Origin of the sequence: Pseudomonas sp. BAV 4579, assembly GCF_009765395.1 — a bacterium.
GTDB classification, from domain to species: Bacteria; Pseudomonadota; Gammaproteobacteria; order Pseudomonadales; family Pseudomonadaceae; genus Chryseomonas; species Chryseomonas aestiva.
Map to the genome: position 1 here is coordinate 1 of NZ_WHOV01000200.1, position 26,102 is coordinate 26,102.

Annotated in this window: 27 protein-coding genes; 8 read left to right on the forward strand and 19 right to left on the reverse strand. The window is 66.5% G+C overall.

Annotated features, from left to right (window positions below; genetic code table 11):
• Positions 1 to 123: 123 nt before the first annotated feature.
• Positions 124 to 1,185 carry a 23S rRNA pseudouridine(2605) synthase RluB gene (gene rluB / locus GSQ95_RS24735; protein WP_158896655.1) on the forward strand — a complete coding sequence of 354 codons (1,062 nt, stop codon included), beginning with the start codon at positions 124 to 126 and terminating at the stop codon, positions 1,183 to 1,185.
• Between the two features lie 30 nt (positions 1,186 to 1,215).
• Here rluB and GSQ95_RS24740 read toward each other — a convergent pair whose 3' ends face one another.
• The 5 genes from GSQ95_RS24740 to GSQ95_RS24760 form a co-directional block, all read right to left on the reverse strand.
• On the reverse strand, positions 1,216 to 2,139 hold the full coding sequence (locus GSQ95_RS24740; RefSeq protein ID WP_158896656.1) for a GGDEF domain-containing protein: 924 nt from the start codon (positions 2,137 to 2,139) through the stop codon (positions 1,216 to 1,218).
• A 173-nt stretch (positions 2,140 to 2,312) separates the two neighbouring features.
• Complete coding sequence (locus GSQ95_RS24745) at positions 2,313 to 3,314, reverse strand: NADP-dependent oxidoreductase (RefSeq protein WP_158896657.1); 1,002 nt, start codon at positions 3,312 to 3,314, stop codon at positions 2,313 to 2,315.
• A gap of 55 nt (positions 3,315 to 3,369) precedes the next feature.
• Entirely contained in the window at positions 3,370 to 4,557 is a 1,188-nt protein-coding gene (locus GSQ95_RS24750) for a benzoate/H(+) symporter BenE family transporter (RefSeq protein WP_158896658.1), read from the reverse strand.
• Positions 4,558 to 4,566: 9 nt separating this feature from the next.
• Positions 4,567 to 5,172, reverse strand: a complete 606-nt coding sequence (locus tag GSQ95_RS24755) for a LysE family translocator (RefSeq protein ID WP_158896659.1) — start codon at positions 5,170 to 5,172, stop codon at positions 4,567 to 4,569.
• Between the two features lie 88 nt (positions 5,173 to 5,260).
• On the reverse strand, positions 5,261 to 5,743 hold the full coding sequence (locus tag GSQ95_RS24760) for a MarR family winged helix-turn-helix transcriptional regulator (RefSeq protein ID WP_158896660.1): 483 nt from the start codon (positions 5,741 to 5,743) through the stop codon (positions 5,261 to 5,263).
• A gap of 80 nt (positions 5,744 to 5,823) precedes the next feature.
• Between GSQ95_RS24760 and GSQ95_RS24765 the strand changes: the two genes are divergently transcribed.
• On the forward strand, positions 5,824 to 6,993 hold the full coding sequence (locus GSQ95_RS24765) for a PLP-dependent aminotransferase family protein (RefSeq protein WP_158896661.1): 1,170 nt from the start codon (positions 5,824 to 5,826) through the stop codon (positions 6,991 to 6,993).
• A gap of 1 nt (position 6,994) precedes the next feature.
• Positions 6,995 to 7,594 (forward strand): glutathione S-transferase family protein, encoded by a 600-nt coding sequence (locus GSQ95_RS24770; protein WP_158896662.1) that lies wholly within the window; start codon positions 6,995 to 6,997, stop codon positions 7,592 to 7,594.
• A 46-nt stretch (positions 7,595 to 7,640) separates the two neighbouring features.
• Here the strand turns inward: GSQ95_RS24770 and GSQ95_RS24775 are convergent, their stop codons facing one another.
• The 3 genes from GSQ95_RS24775 to GSQ95_RS24785 form a co-directional block, all read right to left on the reverse strand.
• Positions 7,641 to 8,063, reverse strand: coding sequence for a hypothetical protein (locus tag GSQ95_RS24775; RefSeq protein ID WP_256664710.1), 423 nt, complete (start codon positions 8,061 to 8,063; stop codon positions 7,641 to 7,643).
• 339 nt (positions 8,064 to 8,402) lie between these two features.
• The gene (locus GSQ95_RS24780; protein WP_158896663.1) at positions 8,403 to 9,302 is read right to left on the reverse strand and encodes a manganese catalase family protein; all 900 of its coding nucleotides are present in this window, start codon (positions 9,300 to 9,302) and stop codon (positions 8,403 to 8,405) included.
• 39 nt (positions 9,303 to 9,341) lie between these two features.
• Positions 9,342 to 9,854: a ferritin-like domain-containing protein gene (locus tag GSQ95_RS24785; RefSeq protein WP_158896664.1), complete on the reverse strand. Its 513-nt coding sequence runs from the start codon at positions 9,852 to 9,854 to the stop codon at positions 9,342 to 9,344.
• A 352-nt stretch (positions 9,855 to 10,206) separates the two neighbouring features.
• Here GSQ95_RS24785 and GSQ95_RS24790 point away from each other — a divergent pair, with 352 nt between their 5' ends.
• Positions 10,207 to 13,071 carry an EAL domain-containing protein gene (locus GSQ95_RS24790; protein WP_256664711.1) on the forward strand — a complete coding sequence of 955 codons (2,865 nt, stop codon included), beginning with the start codon at positions 10,207 to 10,209 and terminating at the stop codon, positions 13,069 to 13,071.
• Here GSQ95_RS24790 and rbsD read toward each other — a convergent pair.
• The 6 genes from rbsD to GSQ95_RS24820 are packed head-to-tail and all read right to left on the reverse strand — an operon-like array spanning position 13,068 to position 18,889.
• Positions 13,068 to 13,472: a D-ribose pyranase gene (gene rbsD, locus GSQ95_RS24795; RefSeq protein ID WP_158896665.1), complete on the reverse strand. Its 405-nt coding sequence runs from the start codon at positions 13,470 to 13,472 to the stop codon at positions 13,068 to 13,070. The two genes, GSQ95_RS24790 and rbsD, sit on opposite strands and share 4 nt — an antisense overlap.
• On the reverse strand, positions 13,469 to 14,377 hold the full coding sequence (rbsK, locus tag GSQ95_RS24800) for a ribokinase (protein ID WP_158973976.1): 909 nt from the start codon (positions 14,375 to 14,377) through the stop codon (positions 13,469 to 13,471). Before rbsK ends, rbsD begins: the two co-directional genes overlap by 4 nt.
• Entirely contained in the window at positions 14,367 to 15,386 is a 1,020-nt protein-coding gene (locus GSQ95_RS24805) for a LacI family DNA-binding transcriptional regulator (protein ID WP_158973978.1), read from the reverse strand. Before GSQ95_RS24805 ends, rbsK begins: the two co-directional genes overlap by 11 nt.
• Entirely contained in the window at positions 15,386 to 16,363 is a 978-nt protein-coding gene (locus tag GSQ95_RS24810) for an ABC transporter permease (RefSeq protein WP_158896735.1), read from the reverse strand. Before GSQ95_RS24810 ends, GSQ95_RS24805 begins: the two co-directional genes overlap by 1 nt.
• Positions 16,360 to 17,916 (reverse strand): sugar ABC transporter ATP-binding protein, encoded by a 1,557-nt coding sequence (locus GSQ95_RS24815; RefSeq protein ID WP_158896734.1) that lies wholly within the window; start codon positions 17,914 to 17,916, stop codon positions 16,360 to 16,362. Before GSQ95_RS24815 ends, GSQ95_RS24810 begins: the two co-directional genes overlap by 4 nt.
• A gap of 16 nt (positions 17,917 to 17,932) precedes the next feature.
• Positions 17,933 to 18,889: a sugar ABC transporter substrate-binding protein gene (locus tag GSQ95_RS24820; protein ID WP_158896733.1), complete on the reverse strand. Its 957-nt coding sequence runs from the start codon at positions 18,887 to 18,889 to the stop codon at positions 17,933 to 17,935.
• Positions 18,890 to 19,096: 207 nt separating this feature from the next.
• Here GSQ95_RS24820 and GSQ95_RS24825 point away from each other — a divergent pair, with 207 nt between their 5' ends.
• The gene (locus GSQ95_RS24825) at positions 19,097 to 19,645 is read left to right on the forward strand and encodes an adenine phosphoribosyltransferase (protein ID WP_158896732.1); all 549 of its coding nucleotides are present in this window, start codon (positions 19,097 to 19,099) and stop codon (positions 19,643 to 19,645) included.
• Positions 19,646 to 19,951: 306 nt separating this feature from the next.
• Here the strand turns inward: GSQ95_RS24825 and GSQ95_RS24830 are convergent, their stop codons facing one another.
• From GSQ95_RS24830 to pnuC, 5 genes are all read right to left on the reverse strand, one after another.
• The gene (locus tag GSQ95_RS24830) at positions 19,952 to 20,257 is read right to left on the reverse strand and encodes a putative quinol monooxygenase (RefSeq protein ID WP_158896731.1); all 306 of its coding nucleotides are present in this window, start codon (positions 20,255 to 20,257) and stop codon (positions 19,952 to 19,954) included.
• Positions 20,258 to 20,321: 64 nt separating this feature from the next.
• The gene (gene folE / locus GSQ95_RS24835) at positions 20,322 to 20,870 is read right to left on the reverse strand and encodes a GTP cyclohydrolase I FolE (RefSeq protein ID WP_158896730.1); all 549 of its coding nucleotides are present in this window, start codon (positions 20,868 to 20,870) and stop codon (positions 20,322 to 20,324) included.
• Positions 20,871 to 20,933: 63 nt separating this feature from the next.
• Complete coding sequence (locus GSQ95_RS24840) at positions 20,934 to 21,488, reverse strand: Smr/MutS family protein (protein WP_158896729.1); 555 nt, start codon at positions 21,486 to 21,488, stop codon at positions 20,934 to 20,936.
• Between the two features lie 37 nt (positions 21,489 to 21,525).
• Positions 21,526 to 22,053 carry an AAA family ATPase gene (locus GSQ95_RS24845; RefSeq protein ID WP_158896728.1) on the reverse strand — a complete coding sequence of 176 codons (528 nt, stop codon included), beginning with the start codon at positions 22,051 to 22,053 and terminating at the stop codon, positions 21,526 to 21,528.
• A complete protein-coding gene (gene pnuC / locus GSQ95_RS24850; protein WP_158896737.1) occupies positions 22,050 to 22,613 on the reverse strand; it encodes a nicotinamide riboside transporter PnuC in 564 nt (187 codons plus the stop codon). Before pnuC ends, GSQ95_RS24845 begins: the two co-directional genes overlap by 4 nt.
• Before the next feature lie 266 nt (positions 22,614 to 22,879).
• On the opposite strand from pnuC, the gene GSQ95_RS24855 reads away from it, so the two are divergent.
• From GSQ95_RS24855 to GSQ95_RS24865, 3 genes are all read left to right on the forward strand, one after another.
• Positions 22,880 to 23,716, forward strand: coding sequence for an undecaprenyl-diphosphate phosphatase (locus GSQ95_RS24855; RefSeq protein WP_158896727.1), 837 nt, complete (start codon positions 22,880 to 22,882; stop codon positions 23,714 to 23,716).
• Positions 23,713 to 24,213 (forward strand): DUF1294 domain-containing protein, encoded by a 501-nt coding sequence (locus GSQ95_RS24860; RefSeq protein ID WP_158896726.1) that lies wholly within the window; start codon positions 23,713 to 23,715, stop codon positions 24,211 to 24,213. The genes GSQ95_RS24855 and GSQ95_RS24860 overlap by 4 nt, the downstream gene beginning before the upstream one ends.
• A 77-nt stretch (positions 24,214 to 24,290) precedes the next feature.
• A complete protein-coding gene (locus GSQ95_RS24865; protein ID WP_158896725.1) occupies positions 24,291 to 26,084 on the forward strand; it encodes a gamma-glutamyltransferase family protein in 1,794 nt (597 codons plus the stop codon).
• Positions 26,085 to 26,102 lie beyond the last annotated feature (18 nt).

The following is a 26,102-nucleotide window of genomic DNA, read 5'->3' on the forward strand; positions in this document are numbered from 1 at the left end:
TCAACTTCTGAGACACCACACTCGCTAGGCTGGCGCGAGCAGGGGCGCTATCATGCGCCCCTGTCTTTTTCCTGGCGCCCGTTCCGCGGCGCCTTTGTCGTCCACTACACCGGGAGGTGCCTGATGACCCTCGACAAGAATCCCCAAAACGAATCCCTCGACGAAATCCCACCCGCGCCGGCTGGCGAAAAGCTGCAGAAGGTGCTGTCGCGCCTGGGCGTCGGCTCGCGGCGTGACGTCGAAGCCTGGATCGGCGAAGGCCGTATCAAGGTCAACGGCGTGGTCGCGCCCCTGGGTCTGAGGGTCATGCCCAAGGACGCCATCGCGGTAGACGGACGTCTGCTCAAGCGCGACCAGGCCGAGGAAGTGGTACGGCGCGTGCTGATCTACAACAAGCCCGAAGGCGAGATCTGCACCCGTGACGATCCCGAGGGCCGACCCACCGTCTTCGACCGCCTGCCCAAGCCCAAGCAGGGCCGCTGGATCAATGTCGGTCGCCTGGACATCAACACCACCGGCCTGCTGCTGTTCACCACCGATGGCGAACTGGCCAACCGGCTGATGCACCCGTCCTACCAGATGGATCGCGAGTACGCGGTACGGGTACGGGGCGAGGTGACCGAAGAGATGCTGCTGCGCCTGAAGAACGGGGTGATCCTCGAAGACGGCCCGGCGCGCTTCACTGACGTCCAGCAGGCGCCGGAAGGCGACGGCTTCAACCACTGGTTCCATTGCGTGGTGATGGAAGGTCGCAACCGCGAAGTCCGTCGGCTGTGGGAGTCCCAGGGCCTGGTGGTGAGCCGTCTGAAGCGCGTACGTTTCGGTCCGGTGTTCATGACCAGCGATCTGCCGGTCGGCCGCTGGCGCGAGATGACCCAGGGGGAGATCGACATCCTCGCGGGCGAAGTCGGCTTGCCGCCGGTGGCACTGCCGGCCATGGGCGGCAAGACCAAGGAAAAGCTCGAACGTCAGCAGCGCAAGACCGCGCGGCCGATCGATGCCGGTCGGGGTTCGCGCAACAAGCTCAACAAGACGGGCAAGGCCAGCAAGCCCCAGGGGTCGGCCGTGGCCGAGCGTCCCAGCGAAATGGGCCGCAAGCCGGTCAACAAGGGCCGTACCTCGCCGGGTATCGCACCGCGTCGTGGTCCGAGTGGCGGCGGTACCGGCAAGGGCGGTCGCCGCTAAGCAGAGCGGTCGCCTGGCCCCAGGCGACCCTCAGGCCAGGCTGCAGAATCGATTGCGGCCTTCGGCCTTGGCCTGATAGAGGGCTCGATCCGCGCGCAGCAGCAGACAACGCGGTGACTCTACGTCGCGCAGGGTCGCCAGACCCAGGCTCAGGGTGACTGGCAACGGGATGGCGCCGGCCGTCTCCGACTGGGCTTCCACCGCCGCTCTCAGGCGTTCCGCCACGATATGCGCCGCCTCATGGCCGGTAGCCGATAGCAGTACACAGAATTCCTCGCCGCCAAAGCGAAAGACCATGTCCATGCTTCTCAGGCTATTGCCGAGGGTGCGGGCGGTCTGGCGCAGCACGTCGTCGCCGACGCTGTGGCCGAACCTGTCGTTGATACGCTTGAAATGGTCCAGATCCAGCATCAGCAGCGACAGCGGCTGCTGGGTCCGTCGGGCCAGTTCCAGTTCCCGTACCAGGGCACGATCCAGGGCGCTGCGATTGCCGACACCGGTCAGGGCATCGCGCAGGGCGTTGTTCTGGGCCTCGCGATAGAGCAGGGCATTGCGCAAGGGAAACAGCAGGCTGCCGAGCAGGTATTCAAGCGCGCCGAGTTCACTGTCCTGGAAGCGCTCCTGACGGTAGAAGGTCAGATCGCCCAGGCGCAGATCTCCCTGGCTCAGGTGATAGTGCACCTGATGACCCTTTTCCTCGCCCAGGCCGATGGCCACGCCTTCCGCGGCATTGCGGTAGGTGACGCCGGGCAGGTCCACCAGCGTATCCACCTCCTGCCGGAAGAGTTGCAGGACCCGTTCGAGATCCAGCGAGGTCTGCAGGACGCCGAGCAGGCGCTGGCGCAGGGCGCCCAGCACCGCCGGATCGCTGTCGCGGGCGGGGGCAGCGAGGTTGGCGTTGCGCTGCTGGCGAGCGCGATCGAGATTGATGGTGTTGGACGAGGGCGGGACCATGCCTGTTCTCCTTGGCGGATAGTCCCCCTACAGCGAGAAGCGTGCCAGTCTCTTAGTGGCAATGAAATCAATAACGTAGCGTAATGATGGCGATTGGCCGTCTGTAACTTGACGCCTGAAGCCCGGGCGGGCCGCCATTGCGGCCCGCTGGTGACGACTTTCCGACGCGCGACCTATACCTTGAGCACCAGCTTGCCGAAGTTCTCGCCGGAGAACAGCTTCATCAGGGTCTCGGGGAAGGTATCCAGGCCTTCCACCACGTGCTCGCGGGATTTGAGCTGACCGTCAGCCAGCCAGATCGCCAACTGCTTCTGGGCCTCGGCGTAGCGCGCGGCGTGGTCCAGCACGATGAAGCCTTCCATGCGCGCGCGATTGCTGAGCAGCGCCAGGTAGTTCTGCGGGCCCTGCACCTTGTCACTGTTGTATTGGCTGATGGCGCCGCAGAGCACTACCCGTGCGCGGAAGTTGATCTGCGCCAGCACCGCGTCCAGGGTCGGGCCGCCGACGTTGTCGAAATAGACGTCGATACCGTTGGGGCATTCACGGTGCAGGGCGGCCGCCAGGTCCGCTTCGGCCTTGTAGTCGATGGCGGCGTCGAAACCCAGTTCCTCGATCAGATAGCGGCATTTTTCCGCGCCACCGGCGATACCCACCACATGGCAGGCCTTGAGCTTGCCGATCTGGCCGACCATGCTGCCGACCGCGCCGGCAGCGCCGGAAACCACGATGGTCTGGCCGGCCTTGGGCTCGCCGACTTCCAGCAGGCCGAAGTAGGCGGTCAGGCCGGTCATGCCGAGTACCGAGAGATACTGGGGCAGGCTGGCCTTGCTGGGATCCACCTTGTAGAAGCCCTGGGGCTCGCCCAGGTAGTAATCCTGGATGCCGAGCATGCCGTTGATCGTGTCGCCGACCTTGAAGTCCGGGTGGTTGGATGCCACCACCTCGCCCACGCCCAGGGCACGAATGACTTCGCCGAGGCCGATGGGCTTGATGTAGGACTTGCCCTCGTTCATCCAGCCGCGCATGGCCGGGTCGAGGGAGAGATAGAGATTCTTGATCAGCACCTGACCGGCGCCGGGTTCGCCGATCGGCTGCTCGACGCGCTCGAAGGTGTCGGCGGTGGGTTCGCCGGACGGGCGCTTGGCGAGCAGGAACTGGCGATTGGTACGGGACATGGTGTTCTCCTGACGGGAAGGATCCAGTTCCGACCCGTCAGGAGGGGCGCGGGTTCTAACCGCGGCGTGCGGTGAGTAGCAAACTGGCCAAAAGGCCGGCGACCAGGCCCCAGAAGGCCGAGCCGATCCCGGCCAGGGTCAGGCCCGAGGCGGTGACCAGGAAGGTGATCAGCGCCGGCTCGCGCTGGCCAGGGTCGGCCAGGGCGCCGTGCAGGCCGTTCATGATGGAGCCGAGCAGCGCCAGGGCAGCCACCGAGATCACCAGCTCGCCTGGCAGGGAGGCGAACAGCGCCGCCAGGGTGGCGCCGAACAGCCCGGCGATACCGTAGAAGAGTCCGCACCAGACCGCCGCCGTGTAGCGCTTGCTGGCGTCCTCATGGGCCTGGGGACCGGTGCAGATCGCCGCGCTGATGGCCGCCAGGTTGATGCCATGGGAGCCGAAGGGCGCCAGCAGCAGCGAGGCGAGGCCGGTGGTGGCGATCAGCGGCGAAGCCGGAACCGCATAGCCATCGGTACGCAGCACGGCGATACCCGGCATGTTCTGCGAGGCCATGGCCACCACGAACAGCGGGATGGCGATGCCGATGGTGGCCGCCAGGGAAAAGGTCGGGGTGGTCCACACCGGCACCGCCAACTCCAGCCGCAGACTGTGGAAGTCCAGCAACCCCAGCCCGGCGGCCAGCAGCAGGCCGACCACCAGGGCGACCAGTACGCAGTAGCGCGGCCACAGCCGCTTGGCCACCAGGTAGGCCAGGGCCATGCCCAGGACCAGTGCGGTCTGGTGCTGGGCCGCGGCGCAGATCTCGATGCCGATGCGAAAGAGGATGCCGGCCAGCAGGGCGGCGGCCAGCGCCGGCGGGACCCGGCGCAGCAGGCGGTCGACGCTGCCGGTAAGGCCGCAGAGGGCGAGCAGTGCGGCGCAGATGACAAAGGCGCCGATGGCGTCGCTGTAGGGTACCGACGGCAGGCTGGTGACCAGCAGCGCAGCGCCGGGGGTCGACCAGGCGATGACGATGGGAGTGCGGTATTTGAGCGACAGGCCGATGGTGGTCAGGGCCATGCCGATGGACAGCGCCCAGATCCAGGAGGAGATCTGCCCGCTGCTCAGACCGGCATTCTGGCCCGCCTGGAACATCAGCACCAGGGAGCTGGTGTAGCCCACCAGCATGGCGACGAAGCCGGCGACCACGGCGGCGGGGGAGGTATCGGCCAGCGGGGCAAGGCGTTGTGGAGCCGCGTGCATCGAAAGACCTCAGTGATGGCCGAACAGGATGGGGTAGAGGGACAGCACCAGCAGCAGCGCCATGCTCCAGTTGAACAGCCGCAGCCGTGCCGGGCTGCTGAGCAGACGCCGCAGGCCCATGCCGAACAGCGTCCAGAGGCTGACACTGGGCAGGTTGATCAGGGCGAAGAGCAGGGCGACCAGCAGCAGGTTGGCGGTGAAGTTCTCCGCCGGAATATAGGCGGTGACCGCGCCGATGGCCATCACCCAGGCCTTGGGATTCACCCACTGGAAGGCCGCGGCCTGGAAGAAGCCGAAGGGCTTGCCGCTGCCCGACTCCCGCGGCGTCGGGGCGGAGGCGGTGGCCAGCTTCCAGGCCAGATACAGCAGATAGCCGCCGCCGATGGCCCGCAAGGCGAGCTGCATCGGTGGATAAAGCACGAACAGCTGACCCAGGCCAAGACCGGTGCAGATGACCAGCAGCATGTGGCCCAGGCTGATGCCGAACATGTGCGGCAGGGTCCGCCGAAAGCCGAAATTAACCCCTGACGCCAGCAGCATCATGTTGTTGGGGCCGGGCGTGGCGGAGGAGACGAAGGCGAAGAGCATGAAGGCGGAGAGCAGTTCGACGGTCATGACGGGCATCCCTGGGCTTTGCGCCAGCTTAGCCAGGCCGCTCGGACTGGTATCCATACACCGAGGCCGCGAACCAGCGGTACAGTTTTCAGGAGTCGACCGAAGGGGTCGAACTGTCCTGGCTGTCGGTTTCGCTCTCCTGGCGGCCGGCCAGGGCCTGGTTGAAGGCCAGCCAGCCTTCGGCGGCGTCCGCTCCGGCCGTGGCCAGGGCGGCCTGCACCAGGCGCATCTGCTCGCGTCTCAGGGTCTGCTCCAGCGCGGCGCCGCCGCGGGTCAGGGACAGCCGTCGCTTGCGCTTGTCCGCTGCGTCCGTCTCCATGGTCACTAGTTGCATCTCCAGCAACTGCCGCAGCGGAATGTTCAGGGCCTGCTTGCTGACGTTGAGCACCTCCAGCAGCGCCTTGTTGCTCAGGCCCGGTTCGCGGGCGATGAAGAACAGGATGCGCTGGTGGACCCGGCTCAGGCCGCGCCGCGCCAGCATGTCGTCGGCCTTGGCGGTGAACGCCTGATAGCCGAAGAAGAAGGTCTCCATGACCAGGCGCTGCTGGGAGGTCTGATTTAGGTCAAGCATATTGACTTGTCTTTTCGGAGTGCATTAGGGTCGGTCAAGTAGTTTGACTCATTAGCCGGCCACGGGCCACAGGAGGGCAGATGGCATTTTCCGAACGGGTAAGCCGACTCAAGAGCAGCCTGATCCGCGACATCCTGGCGGCGGCGCAGCGCCCGGAGGTGATGTCCTTCGCCGGCGGCCTGCCCGCCGAGCGCTGTTTGCCGGCGGTGGACTGGAGCCCGATGCCGGCCGGCCTGGGTCAGTACGGCATGAGCGAGGGCGAGCCGGCCCTGCGCGAGGCCATCGCCGCCCAGGCCCGCGGCTATGGTCTAGACTGCACGGCGGACCAGGTGCTGGTGACCACGGGTTCGCAGCAGGCCCTGGATCTGATCGCCAAGCTCTATCTCGACGTCGGCACGCCGGTGCTGGTGGAAGGCCCCACCTACCTGGCGGCGCTGCAGAGCTTCCAGTTCTTTGGCGCGGATTGTCTGGAGGTCAGCCTGACCCCGGAGGGGCTGAACCTGGAGGCCTTGCGCCTGCGCCTGGAAGAGCAACGCCCGGCCTTCGCCTATCTGATCCCGACCTTCCAGAATCCTTCCGGGGTGCGCTATTCCGCAGCCAACCGAGCGGCGGTGGCGGCCCTGCTGGACGAATACGGCGTGACCCTGGTCGAGGACGAGCCCTATCGGGAGCTCAGCTACGACGGCGCGCCGGCGCGACCGCTATGCGCCCAGCTCCGACGCAGTGCCTGGATCCATACCGGCAGCCTGTCCAAGACGCTGCTGCCCGGCCTGCGCGTGGGCTACCTGATCGCCTCGCCCGACCTGCTCAAGCCCCTGCGCGTGCTCAAGCAGGCCGCCGATCTGCATACCTGCCGCATGAGCCAGTGGCAGGTACTGCAATGGCTGGGCAGCGAGCGCTACGCCCAGCACCTGGAGGAGGTGCGGGCCTTCTACCGTGAGCGCCGCGATGGCTTCGCTCTGGCGCTGACGCGATATTTCGGCGATATCGCCGATTGGCAGATTCCGCAGGGCGGTCTGTTCTTCTGGTTGCGGCTGAAAACGCCCCTGGATACGCGTACGCTGCTGGACGCCGCCCTGGCGCAGGATGTGGCCTTCATGCCGGGCGAGCCGTTCTTCGCCGAGCCGGAGCGTCACCGCGGTCTGCTGCGGCTCAATTTCAGCCATGTGCTGCCCGAGCGGCTGGACACGGGCCTTGCGCGCCTGGCCAGCGTGATCCGGCAAGCCACCCCCCATGACAAGGAGCTGTGAGATGTATCAGGTCTATGGCGATCGTCGTTCCGGCAACTGCTACAAGGTGGTGCTGATGCTGCACCTGCTCGGCCTGGAGTATCGCTGGCACGAGGTCGATATCCTCGCCGGCGAGACCCGGAGCGCAGCCTTCCTGGCGAAGAATCCCAGCGGCAAGATTCCGGTGCTGGAGCTGGAAGACGGCACCTGCCTGTGGGAGTCCAACGCCATCCTCAACTTCCTCGCCGATGGCACGCGCTTCCTTGCTAGCGAGCCGCGCCTGCGGACCCAGGTGCTGCAGTGGCAATTCTTCGAGCAGTACAGTCACGAGCCCTATGTGGCCGTGGCGCGCTTCATCCGGCTCTACCAGGGGCTGCCGGCGGAGCGCCTGGAGGAGTACGAGGTCTGCCGGGTGCGTGGCTACAAGGCCTTGCGGGTGATGGAGCAGCAGCTGCAACGCACGCCCTTCCTGGTCGGGGAGCAGTACTCGATCGCCGACATCGCGCTCTACGCCTATACCCATGTCGCCCACGAAGGCGGCTTCGGACTGGACGACTATCCGGCCATCCAGGCCTGGCTGGCGCGGGTGGCGGCGCAGCCGGGGCATGTCGCCATCGGCTGAAACGCGAGCGGGGAGCCAAGGCTCCCCGCGGGACGCCCGGGCGTGATCAGCGGGCGCTGACCACAAATTGCCAGTACTGGTTGAGGCGGCGCTCGCCACCATTGGCGGTCAGCAGCACCGAGGACGGCGGCTTGGACTGCAGCTCCGGCAGGGATTTCATCAGCGTCAGCCAGTTGCTGTAGTAGGTCTGCAGACAGCGGCGGGCGGTGCCGTTGTTCTGCAACGAGGTGAGGGCTAGCTGATAGGCCGGTTCGATCTGCGACAGCGCCTGGACGACGCAGGTGTCGGTATCGGAGAAGCGCGCGGTGTCGCCGATGCGGGTGCCGGCGATCACCGCCTTGTTCGCGCAGCTCTTGAAGGCAATCATGCTGGCCTGCTCGAATTGCAGGGCATTCTGATCCATGGCGAAGGCGGGTGCGCTGCAGACGGTGGCGGCAACGAGGGCAAAGGCGTAAAGGTGGCGGTTCATGGTGGCGTCCCTGACTACGGCGGTACAACGTGGTGGCATCAATGCACAGCGGCAGACTGCGCCGCCGGACGAATGTTCAGCGCGAAAGACGGCAAAGCGCCATCAGGTGAATTCCACCAGACCGACGGTAGTGAGACCTATGAACAGGGCGGTCAGAGCGACCATGGCGAACGCCAGGAGATAATCTTCCATCAGGGCTTTCCCTACTACGATGACGGCAGTAGGACCGATGGCAAATGGCCAGGTTCTGGCGAGGTCGAGAGCGAGAGGAGCTGGCCGACGAAAGGTCGTCCGGCCGGGGGAGGGTGACGACGCCCGGCGGACGCCGTCACCGTGGCATCACTCTTCCAGACGGTTCTTGTCGAGTTGCCTGGCCAGGCCGGCGCCCAGGTCGGCACCTGTCACCGGCGCGGCGTCCGGGTCTGACAGCGTGCGGGTGGCGAGCTGTTCGATCGCCTTGGCCTGCATCGGTGGCAGCTTGACGCTGGCCAGGCCGTCGCCGCCGTCCACGGCCGGTCCGGGCTGTTCGACGAACTCCCAGTCCTGACCCTGATTCCAGGGGCCACGCATATCGCCTTCGCCTTGCGACAGGTTGTAGTAGACGCTGGCGAATTCGGGGCGAGGCGGTACCTTGCCCTGGGGGAAGTTGGGCTGGATGGAATGCAGGGCGTTTTCGAAGGACTTCTGGTGCGCGATCTCGCGGGTCATCAGAAAGCTCAGGGTGTCCTTGATGCCGGCATCGTCGGTGACGTTGATCAGGCGCTCGTAGACGATCTTGGCCCGGGCCTCGGCGGCGATGTTGGACCTGAGGTCGATGGTCGGTTCACCGATGGTGTCGATGTAGGCCGCGGTCCAGGGAACGCCAGCCGAATTGGTCAGGGCCGGACCACCACCATAGAGAATCTGGGTGAGGTGGGAGTCGTTGCCGGCACCGGTCAGAGAGCGGTACAGGTCCGCTTCGTCCTGGGTCTTTTCCGCCAGGTCACCCTTGGCGCCCTTGTTCAGCATGGCGATCATCGAGCCGATGATTTCCAGGTGGCTGAGTTCTTCGGTGGCGATGTCGAACAGCATGTCCTTGCGGCCCGGGTCGAGCTCGGCTATCGCCTGGGTGAAGTAGCGCATGGCGGCGGCGAGTTCGCCTTGGGGGCCGCCGAATTGCTCCAGCATCAGGTTGGCCAGGCCGGGATTGGGCTCGGACACGCGCACGGTGTATTGCAGTCGCTTGTTATGGACGAACATGTAACCTCCAGGAGTTAGTCACGGTATAACTCGGGCGGTTCAGCGCTTCGCGGTCAGATCGGGATCGGCGGAGCGTTCGAGGAAGGCACGGGTGGTGGCGGGCAGGTCTTCCAGCAACCAGGCCGCCATGGCCTTCTCCTGTTCGAGGATGTGTTCGCAGGCCTGCTGCGTTTCGCTGTCGCCGATCTCCGCAGCCGCCGCGATCAGCGTGGTGTAGGTGGCAATCTCGATGTTCTCGAAGACATAGCCGGCGATGGCGCCCTTGATGACCTCATCGCTCATGGGCGCGCCGCCAAGGGCCTGGCCCAGCGCCAGCAACTTGCCGCCCATGTCCTTGAGGGTCGAGGCGCTGCTGCCATGACGGCTCAGGCAGCCCTCGATGAGCTGGCGCTGCTCCTGGGTTTCCCTGATGTGCTGCTCAATGCGCTGGCGCAGTCGCGGGTAGTGCTCCAGCCGGGCGGACTGAGCGGAGAGCATCTTCTCGGCCTGTTCCTCCATGGCATGGGCATCGCGCAGCCAGTCGATGAGGTTGTCCTGCTTGGAGGCGGTCATGGAAAACTCCTGCTCGTGGAGAGGGACGCCAACGGCTTGGAAGGCCCCGTCAGATTGCGTTCTGTCTGGTTATTAGTGGTCCTGGCTTAGCGAGAGATTCGCGTCGCGACAGCCTTTCGGATCGATGGGAAAGCCCCGTGCGCTTTGTTTTACAAGCCCAGCGGCAGCGTGTTGTCTGGCAGGTCGGGTTGTTGGACAGAGGCCCCGTGGCTGTACAACTCTTGTCCTAGTCAATCCGGGCCTTTAGTCATATCTTTGCCGTTCGCGCCCCTAGGGAAGCCGTTCATTCCATACTTGCCGAAGCCCGGGGCATCTGTGTCAGGATTCGGGGAATGCACGGGAAGGAGTCAGCATGAAAGGGCCTGAGGAACAGTCGCCGGGCGCACGCCCGGCCAGGCCGCCGGAGGCACGCTGGCCGGATCCGAATGCGCCGGGGCTGGAGATTGAGCAGATCATCGCGCAACTGCAGGCGGCCGCTGCCGATGCCGACTGGGCCTGGTACCAGCGCCGTGGTAACTGGTCGTGCATGGCCACCGGCAATGGCCCCAGTGCCTGGCCGGAGTTGCTCGACGACGAGCAACTGGCGCAGCTGTCGGCCCAGGCCGGGCTCGGCTGCTATCCGACCGGCAGTGGCCCGACCCCGCTGGGCTGGTTGCTCGCCCGCCCCGATGACCACACCGATTTCGCCGCGCTGGCCCTGAGATTCGGCTTCGTCCTGCAGCGTCTGCAGCTGCAGCGGGCCCAGGCGATCCAGCAGGTGCTCTACGACATCACCTACCTGGCCAGTTCGACGCTGGATCGCCAGCTGTTCATGCAGCGTACCCACGAGCTGCTGGTCTCGCTGATCGATGCCGAGAATTTCTTCCTGGCGCTGCAGGACGCCGACTCGGACCAGATCCACTATCCCTATTATTTCGACCAGCGCGACGAGAGTCCGCCGGAGCCCGGTTCCTTCGAGCCGCTGGATAGGGATCAGCCGAGTCTGACGGCCTATGTGCTCATGCACGGTGAGCCGCTGCTGCTGCCCAAGGAAACCATCGAAGCGGCGCAGGTGTCAGGGCCCTACTATTGCCAGGGCTCGGTCCCCGAGTTCTGGATGGGCATCCCGCTCAAGGACGGCGCCGATCGCACCTTCGGCGTGCTCAGCCTACAGGTCTACGATCGCGAGCGCCGCTACGGCCCCGAGGACCAGGCGCTGTTCCAGGTGATCGCCCGCGACGTGGCCATGGCCCTGGATCGCATCCTCCGGCGCGAATCCCTGGAAGCCACCGTGGGCCAGCGCACCCAGGAGCTGTCGGAGGTAAATGCCCGGCTGCGCGAGCAGATCGCCGAGCGCGAACGCGCCGAGCAGCTGCAGGCGGCGCTGTTTCGCATTGCCGAGCTGTCCAGCGCCAGTACTGACATGCCGGACCTGCTGGGCGGTCTGCACCGCGTCGTGGGTGAGCTGCTCTATGCCCACAACTTCTATATCGCCCTCTACGACGATGCCTCGGGGGAGGTGAGCTTCCCCTATTTCGCCGATGAACGACGAACCAGCGCACCCGTCGCCCGCCGCGGCACCCGCGGCTATACCGAGTACACCATCCGCCAACGGCGACCCTGCATCATCGATCGGCACAAGGCCCGGTTGCTGATCGAGCAGGGCGAGATCACCCCGGTCGAGGGCACCCCGGAAGCCTGCTCCTGGCTGGGTATCCCGCTCTACGACGGCAAGCACGTCCGCGGCGTGCTGGCGGTACAGAGCTATCGCGAAGACGTCTACTATAGCCGGCGCGACCAGGAGTTGCTCACTTTCGTCTCGCGCCATATCGATACCGCGCTGTCCCGGCGCAGCGCTGCGGAAGCCATCCAGCAGTCGCGCCAGGCCCTGGAGGTCAGGGTGCAGGAGCGCACCCGGGCGCTGGACGCCGCCAACGCCCGACTGCTGTACGAGAACAATCACGATGCCCTGACCCGATTGCCCAATCGCAGCTTCTTCCAGCACCGCCTGGGCGAGCTCTGGGCCGCGCTGGAGCGCGACGGGACCGGTCTGGCGGTGATGTTTCTCGACCTGGACAGATTCAAGCGCATCAACGACCAGTTCGGCCATCCCTTCGGCGACCTCCTTCTGGTGGCCGCCGGTGAGCGATTGTCGAGCTGCCTGCGCGAGACCGACCTGCTGGCACGCCTGGGCGGCGATGAATTCGCCATCCTGGTGCCCGGTGGCGGCCTGGACTCGCCGGTAGCCATCGCCCAGCGCATCATCGAAGCCTTTGATCGTCCGCTGGTGATCGACGACCACAGCCTGTTCGCCTCCTGCAGCATCGGCATCGTGCTGGCCGATCCCAGCCTGCATCGCCAGCCGGACGACCTGCTGCGCGACGCCGATACCGCCATGTACCGGGTCAAGCAGGGCGGGCGCGACAACTTCGCGGTCTTCAACCAGGAATTGCGCCAGGTGGTGTCCGATCAGGTGGTGCGCGAAGGCGCGCTGCGCAAGGCGCTGAAGAATGGCAACGAACTGGAGCCCTTCTTCCAGCCGATCATCGACGTCACCAGCGGCCGCGTGGCGGCGCTGGAGGCGCTGATCCGCTGGCGTCAGCCGGACGGCAGCGTCCTGGCGCCGGGCGCCTTTCTGACCGAGCTGGAAGGCCTGCGGCTGATTGGACGCCTGGATACCTACATGCTGACGCGTATCGCCGCCACCCTCGCCGAGCCGGCCCAGGCCCACTGGCCGGTGGTGCACGTCAATTGTTCCAGCTACAGCATCGTGCGGCCGGAATTCGCCGACGAGGTGCTGAGCATCCTCGCCGCGCATGGCGTGGCGCCGTCGCGGATCTGCCTGGAGTTGACCGAAGGGGCGCTGGTCGCCGAGCCGGAACGCGCCAAGGCGGCCATGGAGGCCCTGGACCGCCACGGCGTCTCGGTGGTGCTGGACGATTTCGGCGCGGGCTTCTCGTCGCTGGGCTACGTCCACGAATATCGCTTTCGTGGCCTCAAGATCGACAAGTCCTTTGTCCTGCGTCTGGCCGAGAGCGCGCGCAGCGTCGCCATCGTTCGCGCCATCGTACGCATGGCCGAGTCACTGGGGCTGGATGTGGTCGCCGAGGGCGTCGAGGACGCCCAGGCGTTGCAACTGCTCAAGGACATGGGTGCCCGCCATGCCCAGGGTTATTTCTTCGCCCGCCCGCTGGATCTGCTGGCGACCCGGCGACTGCTGGCCAGGGCCGTCGACTAGAAGGCGACGCCGGCGACCAAGATCAGGTTGGTGTAGGGCTGGCACTCGCCGGTGCGGATCTGCACCCGTGCCTGGCGACACAGGGCCTTCATCTCGTCATGGGAAACCAGGCGGCGGCTGCCCAGGGCGCCGCCCGCGGTCAGCCGTTCCAGTTCGCCCAGGGCCGGGGGCTGGGCGGTGAGGGTTTCCTCGGCGAGCAGATGGCTTTCCACCTGCATCTCGCTGAGCAGCGCCTGCAGCACACTGAGGAAATCCGGCACGCCCGGGGTGACGGCCAGATCGACCAGCGGGGTGCCCGGCGGTACCGGCATGCCGGCGTCACCGATGACCACCAGGTCGCCGTGACCGAGACTGGCGACGGCCTGGGACAGGGCGATGTTGAGCAGTGAGGTCTTTTTCACCGGGCGAGCTCCTGGCGGGTGGGGATGGACGGCTGGGCGCCCGGACGGGTGACGGCGATGGCGGCGGCCCGCTGACCGAGGGCGATGGCGGCGTCCACGCTCAGACCTTCCGCCAGGCCGGCGGCGAAGCCACCCAGGAAGGTGTCGCCGGCGGCGGTGGTGTCCACCGCCTTCACCGGTGTGGCCGGGTGGTGGCGGCAGCTGTCGGCGGTGACCTGCAGCAGGCCCTGGCCGCCCAGGGTCAGCAGCACCTGGCGGGCGCCGGCGGCGACCAGCTGGCGTGCGGCGGCTTCGGCCTGCTCCAGCGTGTCCACCGGCAATCCGGTCAGCAGGCCGGCTTCGCTTTCGTTGGGCACCAGATAGTCGATATGGGCGTACCACTCGGCCGGCAGCGGACCCTTGGCCGGCGCCGGATTGAGGATCACCGTCTTGCCCAGCGCATGGGCGCGGGCGAGGGCGTCGCCCACCGTGGCCAGCGGCACCTCCAGCTGGGCGATCACCAGCTTGGCCTGGTCGAGCACCTGCTCCTGCGCCTGCAGGTGCGCGGCGGACAGTTCGCCGTTGCCACCGGCGACGATGACGATGGCGTTCTGGCCCTGGTCATCCACCAGGATGGACGCGATGCCGGTGGGCACCTCGGCCGCCACCGAGACACCCTGGCAGTCGATGCCTTCCTGCACCAGGCTGCGGGTGAGGAAATCGCCATAGGGATCGGCGCCGACGCAACCGATCATGGCGACCCGGGCGCCCAGGCGTGCCGCGGCGACGGCCTGATTCGCGCCCTTGCCGCCGGGTGCGGTGGTGAAGGTATGGCCGGCGAGGGTCTCGCCGCCCCTGGGCAGGCGCGGGGCGCGCACCACCAGGTCCATGTTCAGGCTGCCGATGACGACGACGTCAGGGTGCATGGGAGGTCTCCAGAGCAGAGGGCGCCGCGGTGGATTCGCGCAGCACCAGCCGGGGTACGGCGATGTCGTGGGTGGAGGGGCTGCCGACCGTCTCGCGGCGCGCCAGCAGGAGCTGGGCGGCGCGCTCGCCAAGGTGGCGGATCGACTGGCCGATGGTGGTCAGAGCCGGATAGAGGTAGCGGCTGAGTTCGATGTCGTCGAAGCCCACCACCGAGAGCTGGCCGGGGACGCTCAGGCCCAGCTCGGCGGCGGCGCGCAACACGCCCAGGGCGATGGTGTCGTTGCCGGCGAAGATCGCGGTCGGACGCCTCCCCGAGGCCAGCAATTCGCGGGCCGCGGCATGACCGGCGGCGGCGGTGAAGGGACAGCGCTGGATGGCGCCAGGCGCGATGCCGGCGTCCGCCAGGGCCTCCTGGTAGCCGGTGATCCGCTCGCTGGCGACGGGGGAGTCGGCCGGGCCACCGATGCAGGCGATCCGCCGATGGCCGAGCTCCAGCAGATGGCGGGTGGCGAGCAGGCCGCCCTGGTGGTGATCGATGCGGATATGCGCGGCCTGGACGCCGTCCAGCGGCCGGTCGGCCAGCACCAGCGGGATGCGCAGGCCGGCGAGGGCGCGGGCAAAGCGCGGATCGCCGTCCACGGTGGCGACCACCAGGCCGTCGATGCGACGCTCCTTGAGCACCCGCAGATAGCGCAGCTGCTTGTCGGCATCGTCATCGGAATTGCAGAGGATGACGCTGTAGCCCTGGCGCTCGCAGTGATCCTCGATCCCCCGCGCCAGTTCGGCGAAGTAGGGGTTGACCGCATTGGGCACCAGCACGCCGAAGGTGCCGGTGGCGCGACTGCGCAGGGAGCGGGCCACGCCGCTGGGCACGTAGCCCAGCTCGGCGATGGCCGCCTCGACCTTTTTGCGGACACCCGGACTGACCGGGCGACTGTTGTTCACCACATGGGAGACGGTGGTGTAGGAGATGCCGGCGCGGGCGGCGACATCCTTGATGGTCGCCATCAGCCCTTGCTCTTGGCGCGCTGGCTGCGATAGGTGTCGAGGATCACGGCCACCACGATGACCGCGCCGGTGATGATGCGCTTGGTCGGCTCGCTGGCGCCGATCTGGGCCAGGCCCGCGGCCAGTACCGAGATGATCAGCACGCCAAAGAAGGTGCTGATCACCGAGCCGCGGCCGCCCATGAGGCTGGTCCCACCGATCACCACGGCGGCGATCACCTGCAGTTCCAGGCCCACGCCGGCGTTGGGATCGGCGGCCTCCAGGCGGGAGATCTGGAACAGTGCGGCCAGGCCCGCCAGCAGGCCCATGAGGGCGAAGACGATGACCTTGTAGGGCTTGGGATTGATCCCGGCCAGGCGCACCGCTTCCTCGTTGGTGCCGATGGCGATCAGGTAGCGCCCGAGCACCGAGCGGGTCAGCAGCAGCTGCGCGACCACGATCACCAGCAGGGCGATGATGAAGGAGGGCGAGATGCCGAAGGCGAAGGGCGTGGACAGCCAGGCATAGGCATCGCCGATATAGGCGGTGCGCGAATTGGTCAGCTGGTAGGCGGCGCCCCGGGCCATTTCCAGCACGCCGAGGGAGACGATAAAGGAGGGGATGCGCCAGGCCACGGTCACACTGCCGGTGAGGGTGCCGGTCAGGGCCGCGCAGAACATGCCCAGGGCGGCTGCCGGCAGGATGCCCCAGCCCCATTCCAGGGTGGCGACGCTGACCACGGCGGCGGCCAGGGCGACCACCGAACCCACCGAGAGATCGATGCCGCCGATGATCAGGATGAAGGTCATCCCGGTCGCCAGCACCATCAGATCGGGGATCTGGTTGGCCAGGGTGGTGAAGGTGGCGTAGGAGAGAAAGTGGCTGCTCATCAGCGAGAACAGCACGATCATGGCCAGCAGGGCGGCGGCCAGGCCGATGTAGGTGCCCAGGCCCAGGCCGAAGGCACGCCGGGAAGAGGTGACGGGAAGACTGCTCATCGAATGGCTTCCTGAGAAAGGGTTTGCGGCGGGACAGGTTCTTCCAGCAGGGCTTCGCGGGAGCGATAGCCGGCGAAGGCGGCGGCCAGCAGCCGCTCCTGATCCCAGTCATGGCGTTCGAAGGTGGCTTCCAGGCGGCCGGCGGAGATCACGCCGATCCGATCGCAGATCAGCATCAGCTCGCGCAGGTCGCTGGAGACCACGACCAGGGCCTTGCCCTGGCGGGTGAGTTCGGCCAGCAGGCCATAGATCTCGAACTTGGCGCCGACGTCGATGCCGCGCGTGGGTTCGTCGAACAGCATTACCTGGCAATCGCGTTCCAGCCAGCGTCCGATCACCACCTTCTGCTGGTTGCCACCGGAGAGTTCGCCCACGGGCTGGGTGCCGTCGTTGCAGCGGATGCGCATGCCCCTGATATGGCGCTCAGCCAGGGCCGCTTCGCGTGTGCCGCTGACCAGGCCCTGTCGCGCGACCTTGGCCATGTTGCCCAGGGCGATGTTGGCGCTGATCGGCTGGCTGAGCAGCAGGCCTTCGCCCTTGCGATCCTCGGTGATGAGGGCGATGCCCTGGCGCACCACCTTGGCCGGCGAACCCAGGTCGACCGGCTTGCCGGCCAGGTGCACCGTGCCGGAATCGGCGCGATCGGCGCCGAAGATCAGGCGCAGGAGTTCGGTCCGTCCGGCACCGATCAGGCCGGAGATACCATAGATCTCGCCCGCGCGGACGCTGAAGGAGACATCCTGGACCTTGTCGGCGCGCGTGAGACCCTTGACCTCCAGCAGGGGCGGGCCGAAGCGGCGTTCGCCCATGTCGAGGTGCTCGCCGAGATCGCGGCCGACCATGAGGCTGACGATCTGGTCGGTGCCGTACTCGGCCATGGGCGCATCGGCCACCAGCCGACCATCGCGCAGCACCACCAGTTGCTGGGCGATGCGCTTGAGTTCTTCCAGGCGATGGGAGATGTAGACCAGGGCCACGCCCCGGGCGCGCAGGCGCTCGATCTGCTCGAACAGCAAATCCACCTCGCGCGAGGTGAGCATGGCGGTCGGCTCGTCGAGAATCAGCACCCGGCAATCGCCGATCAGGTTGCGGGCGATTTCCACCATCTGCTGGTGACCGACACCCAGTTCGGCGATGGGGGTATCCGGATCTATGGCCTCCAGGCCGACCTGGGCCATGGCCAGCCGCGCCTGCTCGCGCAACTGGCGGCGGTCGATCCAGCCCAGTCGCCGGGGCAGGCGATCGAGAAAGAGATTTTCCGCCACGGTAAGGGTGGGCAGCAGATTGAGTTCCTGCATGACCATCCGCACCCCCTGGGCTTCCGCCTCACGGCGGCTGCCCGGGGCATAGGGTCGGCCGAGGAAGCTCAGCTCGCCGGTGGTGGGTTGCACCAGGCCACAGAGGATCTTGGACAGGGTGCTCTTGCCGGCGCCGTTTTCCCCGGTGAGCGCCAGCACCTGGCCGGCGCGCAACTCCAGGTCCACGCCGCCGAGTACCGGCTGGGCATAGGTCTTGCCGATGCCACGGGCGCTGAGGATGACCTCGGACGACATGGGGGCTCTCCTTGGCTCAGGGCTGGGTGACGAGTTCGACCGGCGTTTCGATCACACCGTCCTTGGCACCGGTGGGCTCGCCCTTGACCAGCTTGAGCGCGGCGTCGATACCGAACACGGCCTGCTTGGCGGCGAACTGGTCGGCGGTGGCGAGGACGCGACCGTCTTTCAGCATCGGGTGGATGGCCTTGATGTTGTCGTAGCCGACGATCTGCACCTGACCTTTCTTGCCCGCAGCCCGCACGGCGGAGACGGCACCCAGCGCCATGCTGTCGTTGCCGGCCAGCAGGGCCTTCAGGTCGGGGTATTCGTTGAGCATGGCCGCGGCGACGGCGTTGCCCTTGTCGATTTCCCAGTTGCCGGACTGCACGCCGACGATCTTCATGCCGGCCGCTTCCATGGCGTCCTTGAAGCCTGCGGTGCGCTGCTGGGCGTTGGTGGTGGTGGAGACGCCCTCGATGATGCCGACCTGATCACCCTGCTTGAGCTGCTTGGCCAGGTACTCGCCCACCAGGCGTGCGCCCTTGCGGTTGTCGGGGCCAACGAAGGGAATGTCCAGGGACTTGGACTTGAGCACCTCGGGATCCAGGCGATTGTCGATGTTGACCACCTTGATGCCGGCGTCGCTGGCCTTCTTCAGCACCGGGATCAGCGCCTTGGAGTCGGCCGGGGCGATGACCAGGGCATCGACCTTGGACACGATCATCTGCTCGACGATACGGATCTGGCTGGAGGTGTCGGTCTCGTCCTTGATCCCGTTGGAGATCAGGTCGAAGTCGGCGGAATGCTCTTTCTGGTAGGTCTTGGCACCGTCTTCCATGGTCAGGAAGAATTCGTTGGCCAGGGACTTCATGACCAGCGCGACCTTGGGCTTTTCGGCGGCCGTGGCATGACTGGCGGTGAGCGGCAGGATCAGCGAAGCGGAGGCGAGAGCGATAGCCGCCAGCAGGCGGGCAGGGCGAAAGGCCAGCATAGGGAATCTCCGAATTCTTATGGTTCTTGTGGTCGCGCAAACGTTTGCGCGTGATCGAGGATGTCCGCTTCGTTGGTAGCTGTCAACGCGAGTCACTACATGAATCGATTCAGCTCGCAGGGAGGGCGGGTTGGCCCTCGCCGGGCGGGCACCGGTATACTGGGCAATCGTGTTCAACCAGGCGCCCGGCGCCCGAGAGTCTCTGCCATGTCCTTTTCCGAATCCGCCCTGAAGTCCCTCATCCGCGCCGTGCCCGATTTTCCCAAGCCGGGGGTGATCTTTCGGGACATCACGCCACTGTTCCAGTCGCCCGAGGGGCTGCGCGCCGTCATGGCGGAGCTGCTGGAGCGCTATCGTTCGGCGGCCTTCACCCACGTCGGGGCGCTGGATGCGCGCGGATTCCTCATTGGCCCGATCCTGGCCTACGAACTGGGCAAGCCGCTGGTGCTGTTCCGCAAGCAGGGCAAGCTGCCGGCAGAGCTGCTGACCGAGGTCTACAGCACCGAATACGGCGATTCGGTGATCGAGGTACACAAGGACAGCGTCGGTGCCGGTGATTCGGTGCTACTGGTCGACGATCTCATCGCCACCGGCGGGACCCTCGTCGCCGCCGGCAACCTGATCCGCCGCCTGGGCGCCGAAGTCCACGAAGCCGCGGCCATCGTCGACCTGCCCGAACTGGGCGGCTCCAAGCGCCTGCAAGCCGCCGGCATCCCCACCTTCGCCCTGACGAGCTTTGCGCTGTCCGAATATTGAGTTGCAGTTGATCGCGACCATCGCGGTCCGCGCTGCTGTGCCTTTGCTCTCGTTTATCGCGGCCATGGGCCGCTCCTACAAATACACCGAACAAAGGTAGGAGCGGCCCATGGCCGCGATTGCGTCCAGCCCGTAGTGTGGAAAACCGCGTAGCGTTTTCCACCTGATGCCAATGCCCGTTCGTGGACAAGGCTGCGCCGTTGTCCACCCTACGACGGTAGTACCTTTGCGCCGGTCCTGTTGGGCTTCAACGATGGAGCCGTCTCGGCCCAATCTACGCTTCATCGCAACCCAGCCAGCCTCTCGTCAAAGCTCAGCCGTAGGCGTTTTGGGCGCCAGCGGATACAGATCCACCTCGTCCGCCAGCTTGGGCAGCTCGTCGAGGAAGGCGAGGGTATGAGGCTGGTTGAAGTGGTCGTCCTGGGCGGCGAGCGAGATCCAGCGGGCCTGGACCACCCAGATATCGACGTCCTCGCTACCCTGGAATACCCGATAATCCAGGCACCCCTCGTCGCGCACCGCTACCGCGGCCAGATCCAGCAGGTGGGCGCCCAGCGCCTGGGAACGCTCGGGTTGGGCTCTGAACAGGGTAAGGCTGTGGACGTCCGCCATGGCGTGCAGGTCTCCTGGAGATTCCAGGCTTCGACCCTCCGGGCCGGCGGACGTCGCGGCCGACTCAGCGATTGATCAGGCTGAGGAATTCGACGCGAGTGGCATCGCTGGCGCGGAACTGGCCGAGCATCACCGAGGTGACCATGGAGGAATTCTGCTTCTCCACGCCACGCATCATCATGCACATGTGCTGCGCCTCGATGACCACCGCGACACCGGCCGCACCGGTGACCTTCTCGATGGCTTCGGCGATCTGCCGGGTCATGTTTTCCTGGATCTGCAGTCGGCGGGCGAACATGTCGACGATGCGTGCCACCTTGGACAGCCCCAGCACCTTGCCCTTGGGCATGTAGGCGACATGGGCCTTGCCGATGAAGGGCAGCATGTGGTGCTCGCACAGCGAGTACAGCTCGATGTTCTTGACCAGCACCATCTCGCTGTTGTCCGAGGTGAAGAGCGCCTCGCCCACCACCTCTTCCAGCGTCTGGGTGTAGCCACGGCAGAGGTACTGCATGGCCTTGGCCGCGCGCTTGGGCGTGTCCACCAGCCCCTCCCGGCCGATGTCTTCGCCGAGTCCGGTCAGGATCGAGGAGTAGTGCTGTTCGAGAGACATTTGGGTTCCTGTTTGTCGATAAGGAGGTTGGCGCTCGGATGAGACGTCACCCGAGTCGCGGAGTCACTCGTCGCGACCTTCGAGCATGGTGCGCTTGAGCAAGACATAAAGCGAGCCGGTCCCGCCGTGGCGGGGCCGGCAGGAGGTGAAGCCCAGCACCTGGACGTGCTGGCGCAACCAGGTGTTGACGTGACTCTTGATCAGCGGTCGGCGCCCATCCAGGCGCGCGGCCTTGCCATGGGTGATGCGCACGCAGCGGATTTCCAGGCGGGTGGCCTCGGCGAGAAAGTCCCAGAGGGTCTCCCGGGCTCTTTCCACGGTCATGCCATGCAGGTCCAGACTGCCCTCGAAGGGGATCTGGCCGCTCTTGAGGCGCTTCAGCTGGGTGTCCTGGACGCCATCGCGGCCCCAGTAGAGTTCGTCTTCGGCGCCTACATCGATGACGAAGGCATCGCTCAGGCCATCCACCCGGGTCGTGGTCGAGGTCCTGGTCGCATCGGCCCGGCGCTGGGCGATCTGGCCCAGGTCGGCGCGCGACTTGCCGGTGTCGGCGCGATCCTGCCTGAGCGGACGGATCCCGCGGGTGAAGTCAGCGAAAGAGGCATCGTCGTCGTGCATGGCGTTCTCCGGTGTAGGACGTCATTCTACCGACGGGTCAGGACTCGTGCAGCAAGCGGCTCACCGCAGCCAGCGCGGCGCGTTGCCGCTCTGGCCAGTCGCCGGCAATTTCCAGCACCGGCTGGCCATGGGTCCGCAGCCAGTCCCGGCAGTTAGCGAAGAATGCCAGGCGCTCGGCGAGCTCCGGCTGGCAGCGCTGGCCGTCGTCCTGCCAGGCGACGTCGCGCGGATCGAGCAGCAGGTGCAGGTCGTAGCGCCGGGCCAACAGCGCCGGCTCCAGCCAGGCGGGCGCCGCATCGAACAGCAGGCGACTCCACAGCAGGTTGCTCAGCAGATGGGTGTCCAGCAGCAGCAAGGCCGGCGCACGGGCCCGCGCCTGGTCTTCGCGACGCAATTGCTCGCGGGCGATGAGCTCCACATCCGCCAGGCTGGTGTCGGTGCCGTGCGCCGCGCAGTATTCGCGAACGTACTCATCGACCCGGACACCGCCGAATCTCTCGCTCAGGATCGTCGCCAGCCAGGATTTGCCACTGGATTCGGGGCCGGTCAGCACCACCACCTTCATCGTGCGGTCGCCAGGGTGCGGCGCCAGTCCAGCCAGCCGTAGGCGGCGAGACCGACAAAGACCGCATAGAGGATCGCGGTGGGGTAGAGGCCCTTGTAATAGAAGAGGCCCACATAGATGACGTCCAGCACGAACCACAGCACCCAGCATTGCAGCCGCTTCTGCGCCATCCAGAACTGGGCGACCAGGCTGAAGCCGGTGAGCGCCGCATCCAGCCAGGGCAGGGCGGCATCGGTGTGGGTGCCCATGAGATAGCCGAGGGCAAGGCTACCCAGGGCGCCGACGCCAAGACCGACCAGCAACGGCCTCGCCGCGAGCGAGCTGACCACCCGGCCCTGGTGCTGCTGGCCACCCCTCAGCCATTGCCACCAGCCATAGAGCTGCAGCACCGCATAGATGCACTGCAGCAGCATGTCGGAATACAGCTTCACGTCCAGGAAGATCCAGGCGTAGAGCACCACCATCACCAGCCCGATGGGCCAGGCCCAGATGTTCTGGCGAACCGTCAGCCAGACGGCGATCACCCCGAGAACGGCGGCCAGCAGCTCCACGGGCGACATGCCCAGCAGGGTAGTGAGGGACTCCAGAAACGACATGCTTCACATCCGGAAAGATTGAATTCGTCATTGTACGGCACCTAATGGGTGTCTATCGGTCTCTTCAACCGGTCTCGCTCTGGTAAGGTGCCGGGCGCTGACTTCAGCACACGCTGTCTTGGGTACCGCGAAGGGCCACGCCCTGCGGAGCGTGACGGTTCGAACCCCGTTGCCGCCGGAGCCTGCAGCTCCGGCTACCTGCAAATGTTTCACTTGGATGGAGTAATACCATGGACCTATGGAGTGCCTTGCAGGCGCTGATTCTGGGGATCGTCGAGGGCATCACCGAGTTTCTGCCGGTTTCCAGTACCGGCCACCAGATCGTGGTGGCGGATCTGATCGGCTTTCGCGGCGATACCGTCATTGCCTTCAACATCGTGATTCAGCTGGCGGCCATCCTGGCCGTGGTCTGGGAGTACCGCTTCAAGGTCTTCGAGATCGTCACCGACCTGCCGCGCAAGTCCTATGCGCAGCGCTTCACCGGCAATCTGATCGTCGCCTTCCTGCCCGCTGCGGTGCTGGGCGTGATCCTCGGTGATCTGATCCACGAATACCTGTTCAACCCCATCACCGTGGCCTTCGCCCTGGTGATCGGCGGCGTGATCATGATCTGGGCGGAAAAGCGCAAGCATCGCATCCGTGTGGAAGAGGTGGACGACATGCGCTGGCATGACGCCCTCAAGGTCGGCTGCGCCCAGTGCCTGGCGATGATTCCGGGCACCTCGCGCTCCGGTTCCACCATCATCGGCGGCCTGCTGTTCGGCCTGTCGCGCAAGGCGGCCACCGAGTTCTCCTTCTTCCTGGCCATGCCGACCATGGTGGGTGCGACCGTCTACTCGGTCTACAAGTACCGCCACATGTTCGTTCCCAGCGATGCGATGATCTTCGCGGTCGGCTTCGTCACCTCCTTCATCTTCGCCATGCTGGCGGTGAAGGCGCTGCTGAAATTCATCGGCAACCACAGCTATGTGGTCTTCGGCTGGTACCGCATCGTCTTCGGACTGCTGATCCTGGCCACCTGGCAATTCGGCTGGATCGACTGGCACGCGGCCAAGGCGGCCGGGTGAAGCCCGAGCAGGAACAGCAGAGCCGGCGCAAGCCGGCTCGTGCGTCTACGCAGAACGCTTCCCCCAAGGCCGCCAAGCGGGCAGGGTCGCTGACGCCCTATCAGCAACGCGCGGCCATCGCCCGCCAGGACATGCTGGCGCTATTGCAGATCGCGGTCTTCATCCTGCCCCTGGTGGGCATGCTGTCCCTGGCCTTCGGCCGCGGGGTGCTCTGGCCGTTGCCGCTCTATCTGATCGCGAGCATCGTCACCTACCAGCTCTACAGGCACGACAAGCAGCGCGCCCGCGACAAGGGCTGGCGCGTGTCGGAGCGCATGCTGCACCTGGGCGAATTGCTCGGCGGCTGGCCAGGCGCCCTGATCGCCCAGCAGCGATTCCGCCACAAGACGGTCAAGCTGAGCTTTCGGCTGGTGTTCTTCGCCATCGTCGCCCTGCACCAGCTGCTCTGGCTGGATGTGCTCTGCGGCGGCTTTCTGCATCGTCACCTGCCGCTCTGAGATCAGCCAGGCGGCATGGGTGCAGCTGATGGGCTAGGCTTGGCGGGCGAAAGCCCCCGTTGCCCAGGAGCCCCACGTTGCGAATCCCCCTGTCGATCCTTACGCCGCTCTTCCTGTCCCTGACGCTCGCGGCCTGTAGCCAGAGTCGCGAGACCTCCTTGCCCACGGCCCCCGAGGCCGGTTCCGGTTACCGCCCTGGGTTGACGGCCAGCGCAGCCACCCGGCAGATGGCGGCAGCGGCGAATCCCCTGGCCGCCGAGGCAGGGCGGGAGATCCTGCGCCAGGGTGGCTCGGCCATCGACGCCGCCATCGCCATGCAGGCGGTCCTGACCCTGGTCGAGCCGCAATCCTCGGGGATCGGCGGCGGCGCCTTCCTGCTCTACTGGGACGGTCGCAAGGTCCAGGCTTACGATGGTCGCGAGACCGCGCCGGCGGGGGCCACGGAAAGGCTCTTCCTGCATGCGGACGGCAGCCCCATGGCCTTCGAGGAGGCGCGTATCGGCGGCCGTTCGGTTGGGGTGCCCGGGGTCTTGCGCGCGCTGGAGCTGGCGCATCGCGACCAGGGCAAGCTGGCCTGGCAGGTGCTGTTCGAGCCAGCCATCCGCCTCGCCCGCGAAGGTTTCCCATTGTCGCCGCGACTGCATAACCAGCTGGTGCATGATCCCTTCCTCAAGCAGTCGCCCGGCATGGCTGCGCTGTACCTGGATGCCCAGGGCCAGGTGAAGCCGGTGGGTACCCGGCTGCGCAATCCCGAGTTGGCCGATACCCTGGCGCTGATCGCCCGGGAAGGCGCCGGAGCGCTCTATCGTGGCGACCTAGGCAAGGCCATCGCCACGGCCGTGCAGCAAAGCCCCAATCCCGGCAGCCTGAGTCTCCAGGACCTGGCCGGCTATCGCGCCAGGACCCGTACGCCGCTGTGCACCGACTACCAGCGCTGGCGTGTCTGCGGCATGCCGCCGCCCGCCGGTGGCATCACCGTGGCCCAGACCCTGGGCATCCTCCAGGCCCTGGAGGCCCGTGATCCGGCCTGGGCCCTGGCGCCGCTGCGGCCGGTGCCGACCGCGCTGCCGGCGGCCCGGGAGCCACGTCCCGAAGCCGTGCATCTGATCGCCGAGGCCGAGCGCCTGGCCTATGCCGATCGCGCCCAGTACGTGGCCGATCCGGAGCTGGTGCCGGTCAATGTCAAGGGCCTGCTCGACCCGGGTTATCTGGCCAGTCGTGCCCAGCAGGTCGGCGAGCGAAGTATGGGCAAGGCGGCGCCCGGTGTTCCGCCCGGACCGACCCTGGCCTGGGCGCCGGATCGCTCGCCGCTGCGCATCTCTACCTCCCAGGTGGTGGCCGCGGATGCCTGGGGCGGCGCCCTGTCCATGACCACCACGGTGGAGAGCTACTTCGGCTCCCACCTGATGGTGAAGGGCTTCATGCTCAACAATCAGCTGACGGACTTTTCCTTCGTGCCGCAGGAGAAGGGCCTGCCGGTGGCCAATCGGGTGGAGCCGGGCAAGCGGCCGCGCTCGACCATGTCGCCGACTCTGGTCTTCGATCGCCAGAGCAATGAGCTGCTGGCCGCGCTGGGCTCGCCGGGCGGTTCACAGATCGCCGGCTATGTGGTCAAGACCCTGGTCGGCCTCCTGGATTGGCAGCTGGATCCCCAGGCGGCGGCGGGGCTGCCGAATTTCGGCAGCCGCAACGGCCCCACCGAGCTGGAGCGCGGCGAGACCACCCCGGCCCTGCGCCAGGCGCTGGAGCAGCGTGGGCATCAGGTGCGCGAGGACGAGATGACCAGTGGCATCCAGGTCATTCGCCGAGTCGGATCAGGCTGGCAGGGTGGTGCGGACCCACGGCGGGAGGGGGCGGCGCTGGGGGATTAGGCGGAGGCCTGGAGGATA

Excerpts from the sequence above, each read along its gene's own strand:
- GSQ95_RS24830 (WP_158896731.1), bottom strand. The coding sequence starts at position 20,257 with ATGGCGGACGTCCACAGCCTTACCCTGTTCAGAGCCCAACCCGAGCGT.
- GSQ95_RS24790 (WP_256664711.1), top strand. The coding sequence starts at position 10,207 with ATGAAAGGGCCTGAGGAACAGTCGCCGGGCGCACGCCCGGCCAGGCCG.
- GSQ95_RS24770 (WP_158896662.1), top strand. The coding sequence starts at position 6,995 with ATGTATCAGGTCTATGGCGATCGTCGTTCCGGCAACTGCTACAAGGTG.
- GSQ95_RS24840 (WP_158896729.1), bottom strand. The coding sequence starts at position 21,488 with ATGCACGACGACGATGCCTCTTTCGCTGACTTCACCCGCGGGATCCGT.
- rluB (WP_158896655.1), top strand. The coding sequence starts at position 124 with ATGACCCTCGACAAGAATCCCCAAAACGAATCCCTCGACGAAATCCCA.
- GSQ95_RS24780 (WP_158896663.1), bottom strand. The coding sequence starts at position 9,302 with ATGTTCGTCCATAACAAGCGACTGCAATACACCGTGCGCGTGTCCGAG.
- GSQ95_RS24775 (WP_256664710.1), bottom strand. The coding sequence starts at position 8,063 with ATGAACCGCCACCTTTACGCCTTTGCCCTCGTTGCCGCCACCGTCTGC.
- GSQ95_RS24755 (WP_158896659.1), bottom strand. The coding sequence starts at position 5,172 with ATGACCGTCGAACTGCTCTCCGCCTTCATGCTCTTCGCCTTCGTCTCC.
- GSQ95_RS24845 (WP_158896728.1), bottom strand. The coding sequence starts at position 22,053 with ATGAAGGTGGTGGTGCTGACCGGCCCCGAATCCAGTGGCAAATCCTGG.
- GSQ95_RS24820 (WP_158896733.1), bottom strand. The coding sequence starts at position 18,889 with ATGCTGGCCTTTCGCCCTGCCCGCCTGCTGGCGGCTATCGCTCTCGCC.
- GSQ95_RS24740 (WP_158896656.1), bottom strand. The coding sequence starts at position 2,139 with ATGGTCCCGCCCTCGTCCAACACCATCAATCTCGATCGCGCTCGCCAG.
- pnuC (WP_158896737.1), bottom strand. The coding sequence starts at position 22,613 with ATGTCGCCCGTGGAGCTGCTGGCCGCCGTTCTCGGGGTGATCGCCGTC.
- GSQ95_RS24855 (WP_158896727.1), top strand. The coding sequence starts at position 22,880 with ATGGACCTATGGAGTGCCTTGCAGGCGCTGATTCTGGGGATCGTCGAG.
- GSQ95_RS24810 (WP_158896735.1), bottom strand. The coding sequence starts at position 16,363 with ATGAGCAGTCTTCCCGTCACCTCTTCCCGGCGTGCCTTCGGCCTGGGC.
- GSQ95_RS24765 (WP_158896661.1), top strand. The coding sequence starts at position 5,824 with ATGGCATTTTCCGAACGGGTAAGCCGACTCAAGAGCAGCCTGATCCGC.
- GSQ95_RS24825 (WP_158896732.1), top strand. The coding sequence starts at position 19,097 with ATGTCCTTTTCCGAATCCGCCCTGAAGTCCCTCATCCGCGCCGTGCCC.
- GSQ95_RS24750 (WP_158896658.1), bottom strand. The coding sequence starts at position 4,557 with ATGCACGCGGCTCCACAACGCCTTGCCCCGCTGGCCGATACCTCCCCC.
- GSQ95_RS24805 (WP_158973978.1), bottom strand. The coding sequence starts at position 15,386 with ATGGCGACCATCAAGGATGTCGCCGCCCGCGCCGGCATCTCCTACACC.
- folE (WP_158896730.1), bottom strand. The coding sequence starts at position 20,870 with ATGTCTCTCGAACAGCACTACTCCTCGATCCTGACCGGACTCGGCGAA.
- GSQ95_RS24815 (WP_158896734.1), bottom strand. The coding sequence starts at position 17,916 with ATGTCGTCCGAGGTCATCCTCAGCGCCCGTGGCATCGGCAAGACCTAT.
- GSQ95_RS24785 (WP_158896664.1), bottom strand. The coding sequence starts at position 9,854 with ATGACCGCCTCCAAGCAGGACAACCTCATCGACTGGCTGCGCGATGCC.
- rbsK (WP_158973976.1), bottom strand. The coding sequence starts at position 14,377 with ATGCACCCTGACGTCGTCGTCATCGGCAGCCTGAACATGGACCTGGTG.
- GSQ95_RS24745 (WP_158896657.1), bottom strand. The coding sequence starts at position 3,314 with ATGTCCCGTACCAATCGCCAGTTCCTGCTCGCCAAGCGCCCGTCCGGC.
- GSQ95_RS24760 (WP_158896660.1), bottom strand. The coding sequence starts at position 5,743 with ATGCTTGACCTAAATCAGACCTCCCAGCAGCGCCTGGTCATGGAGACC.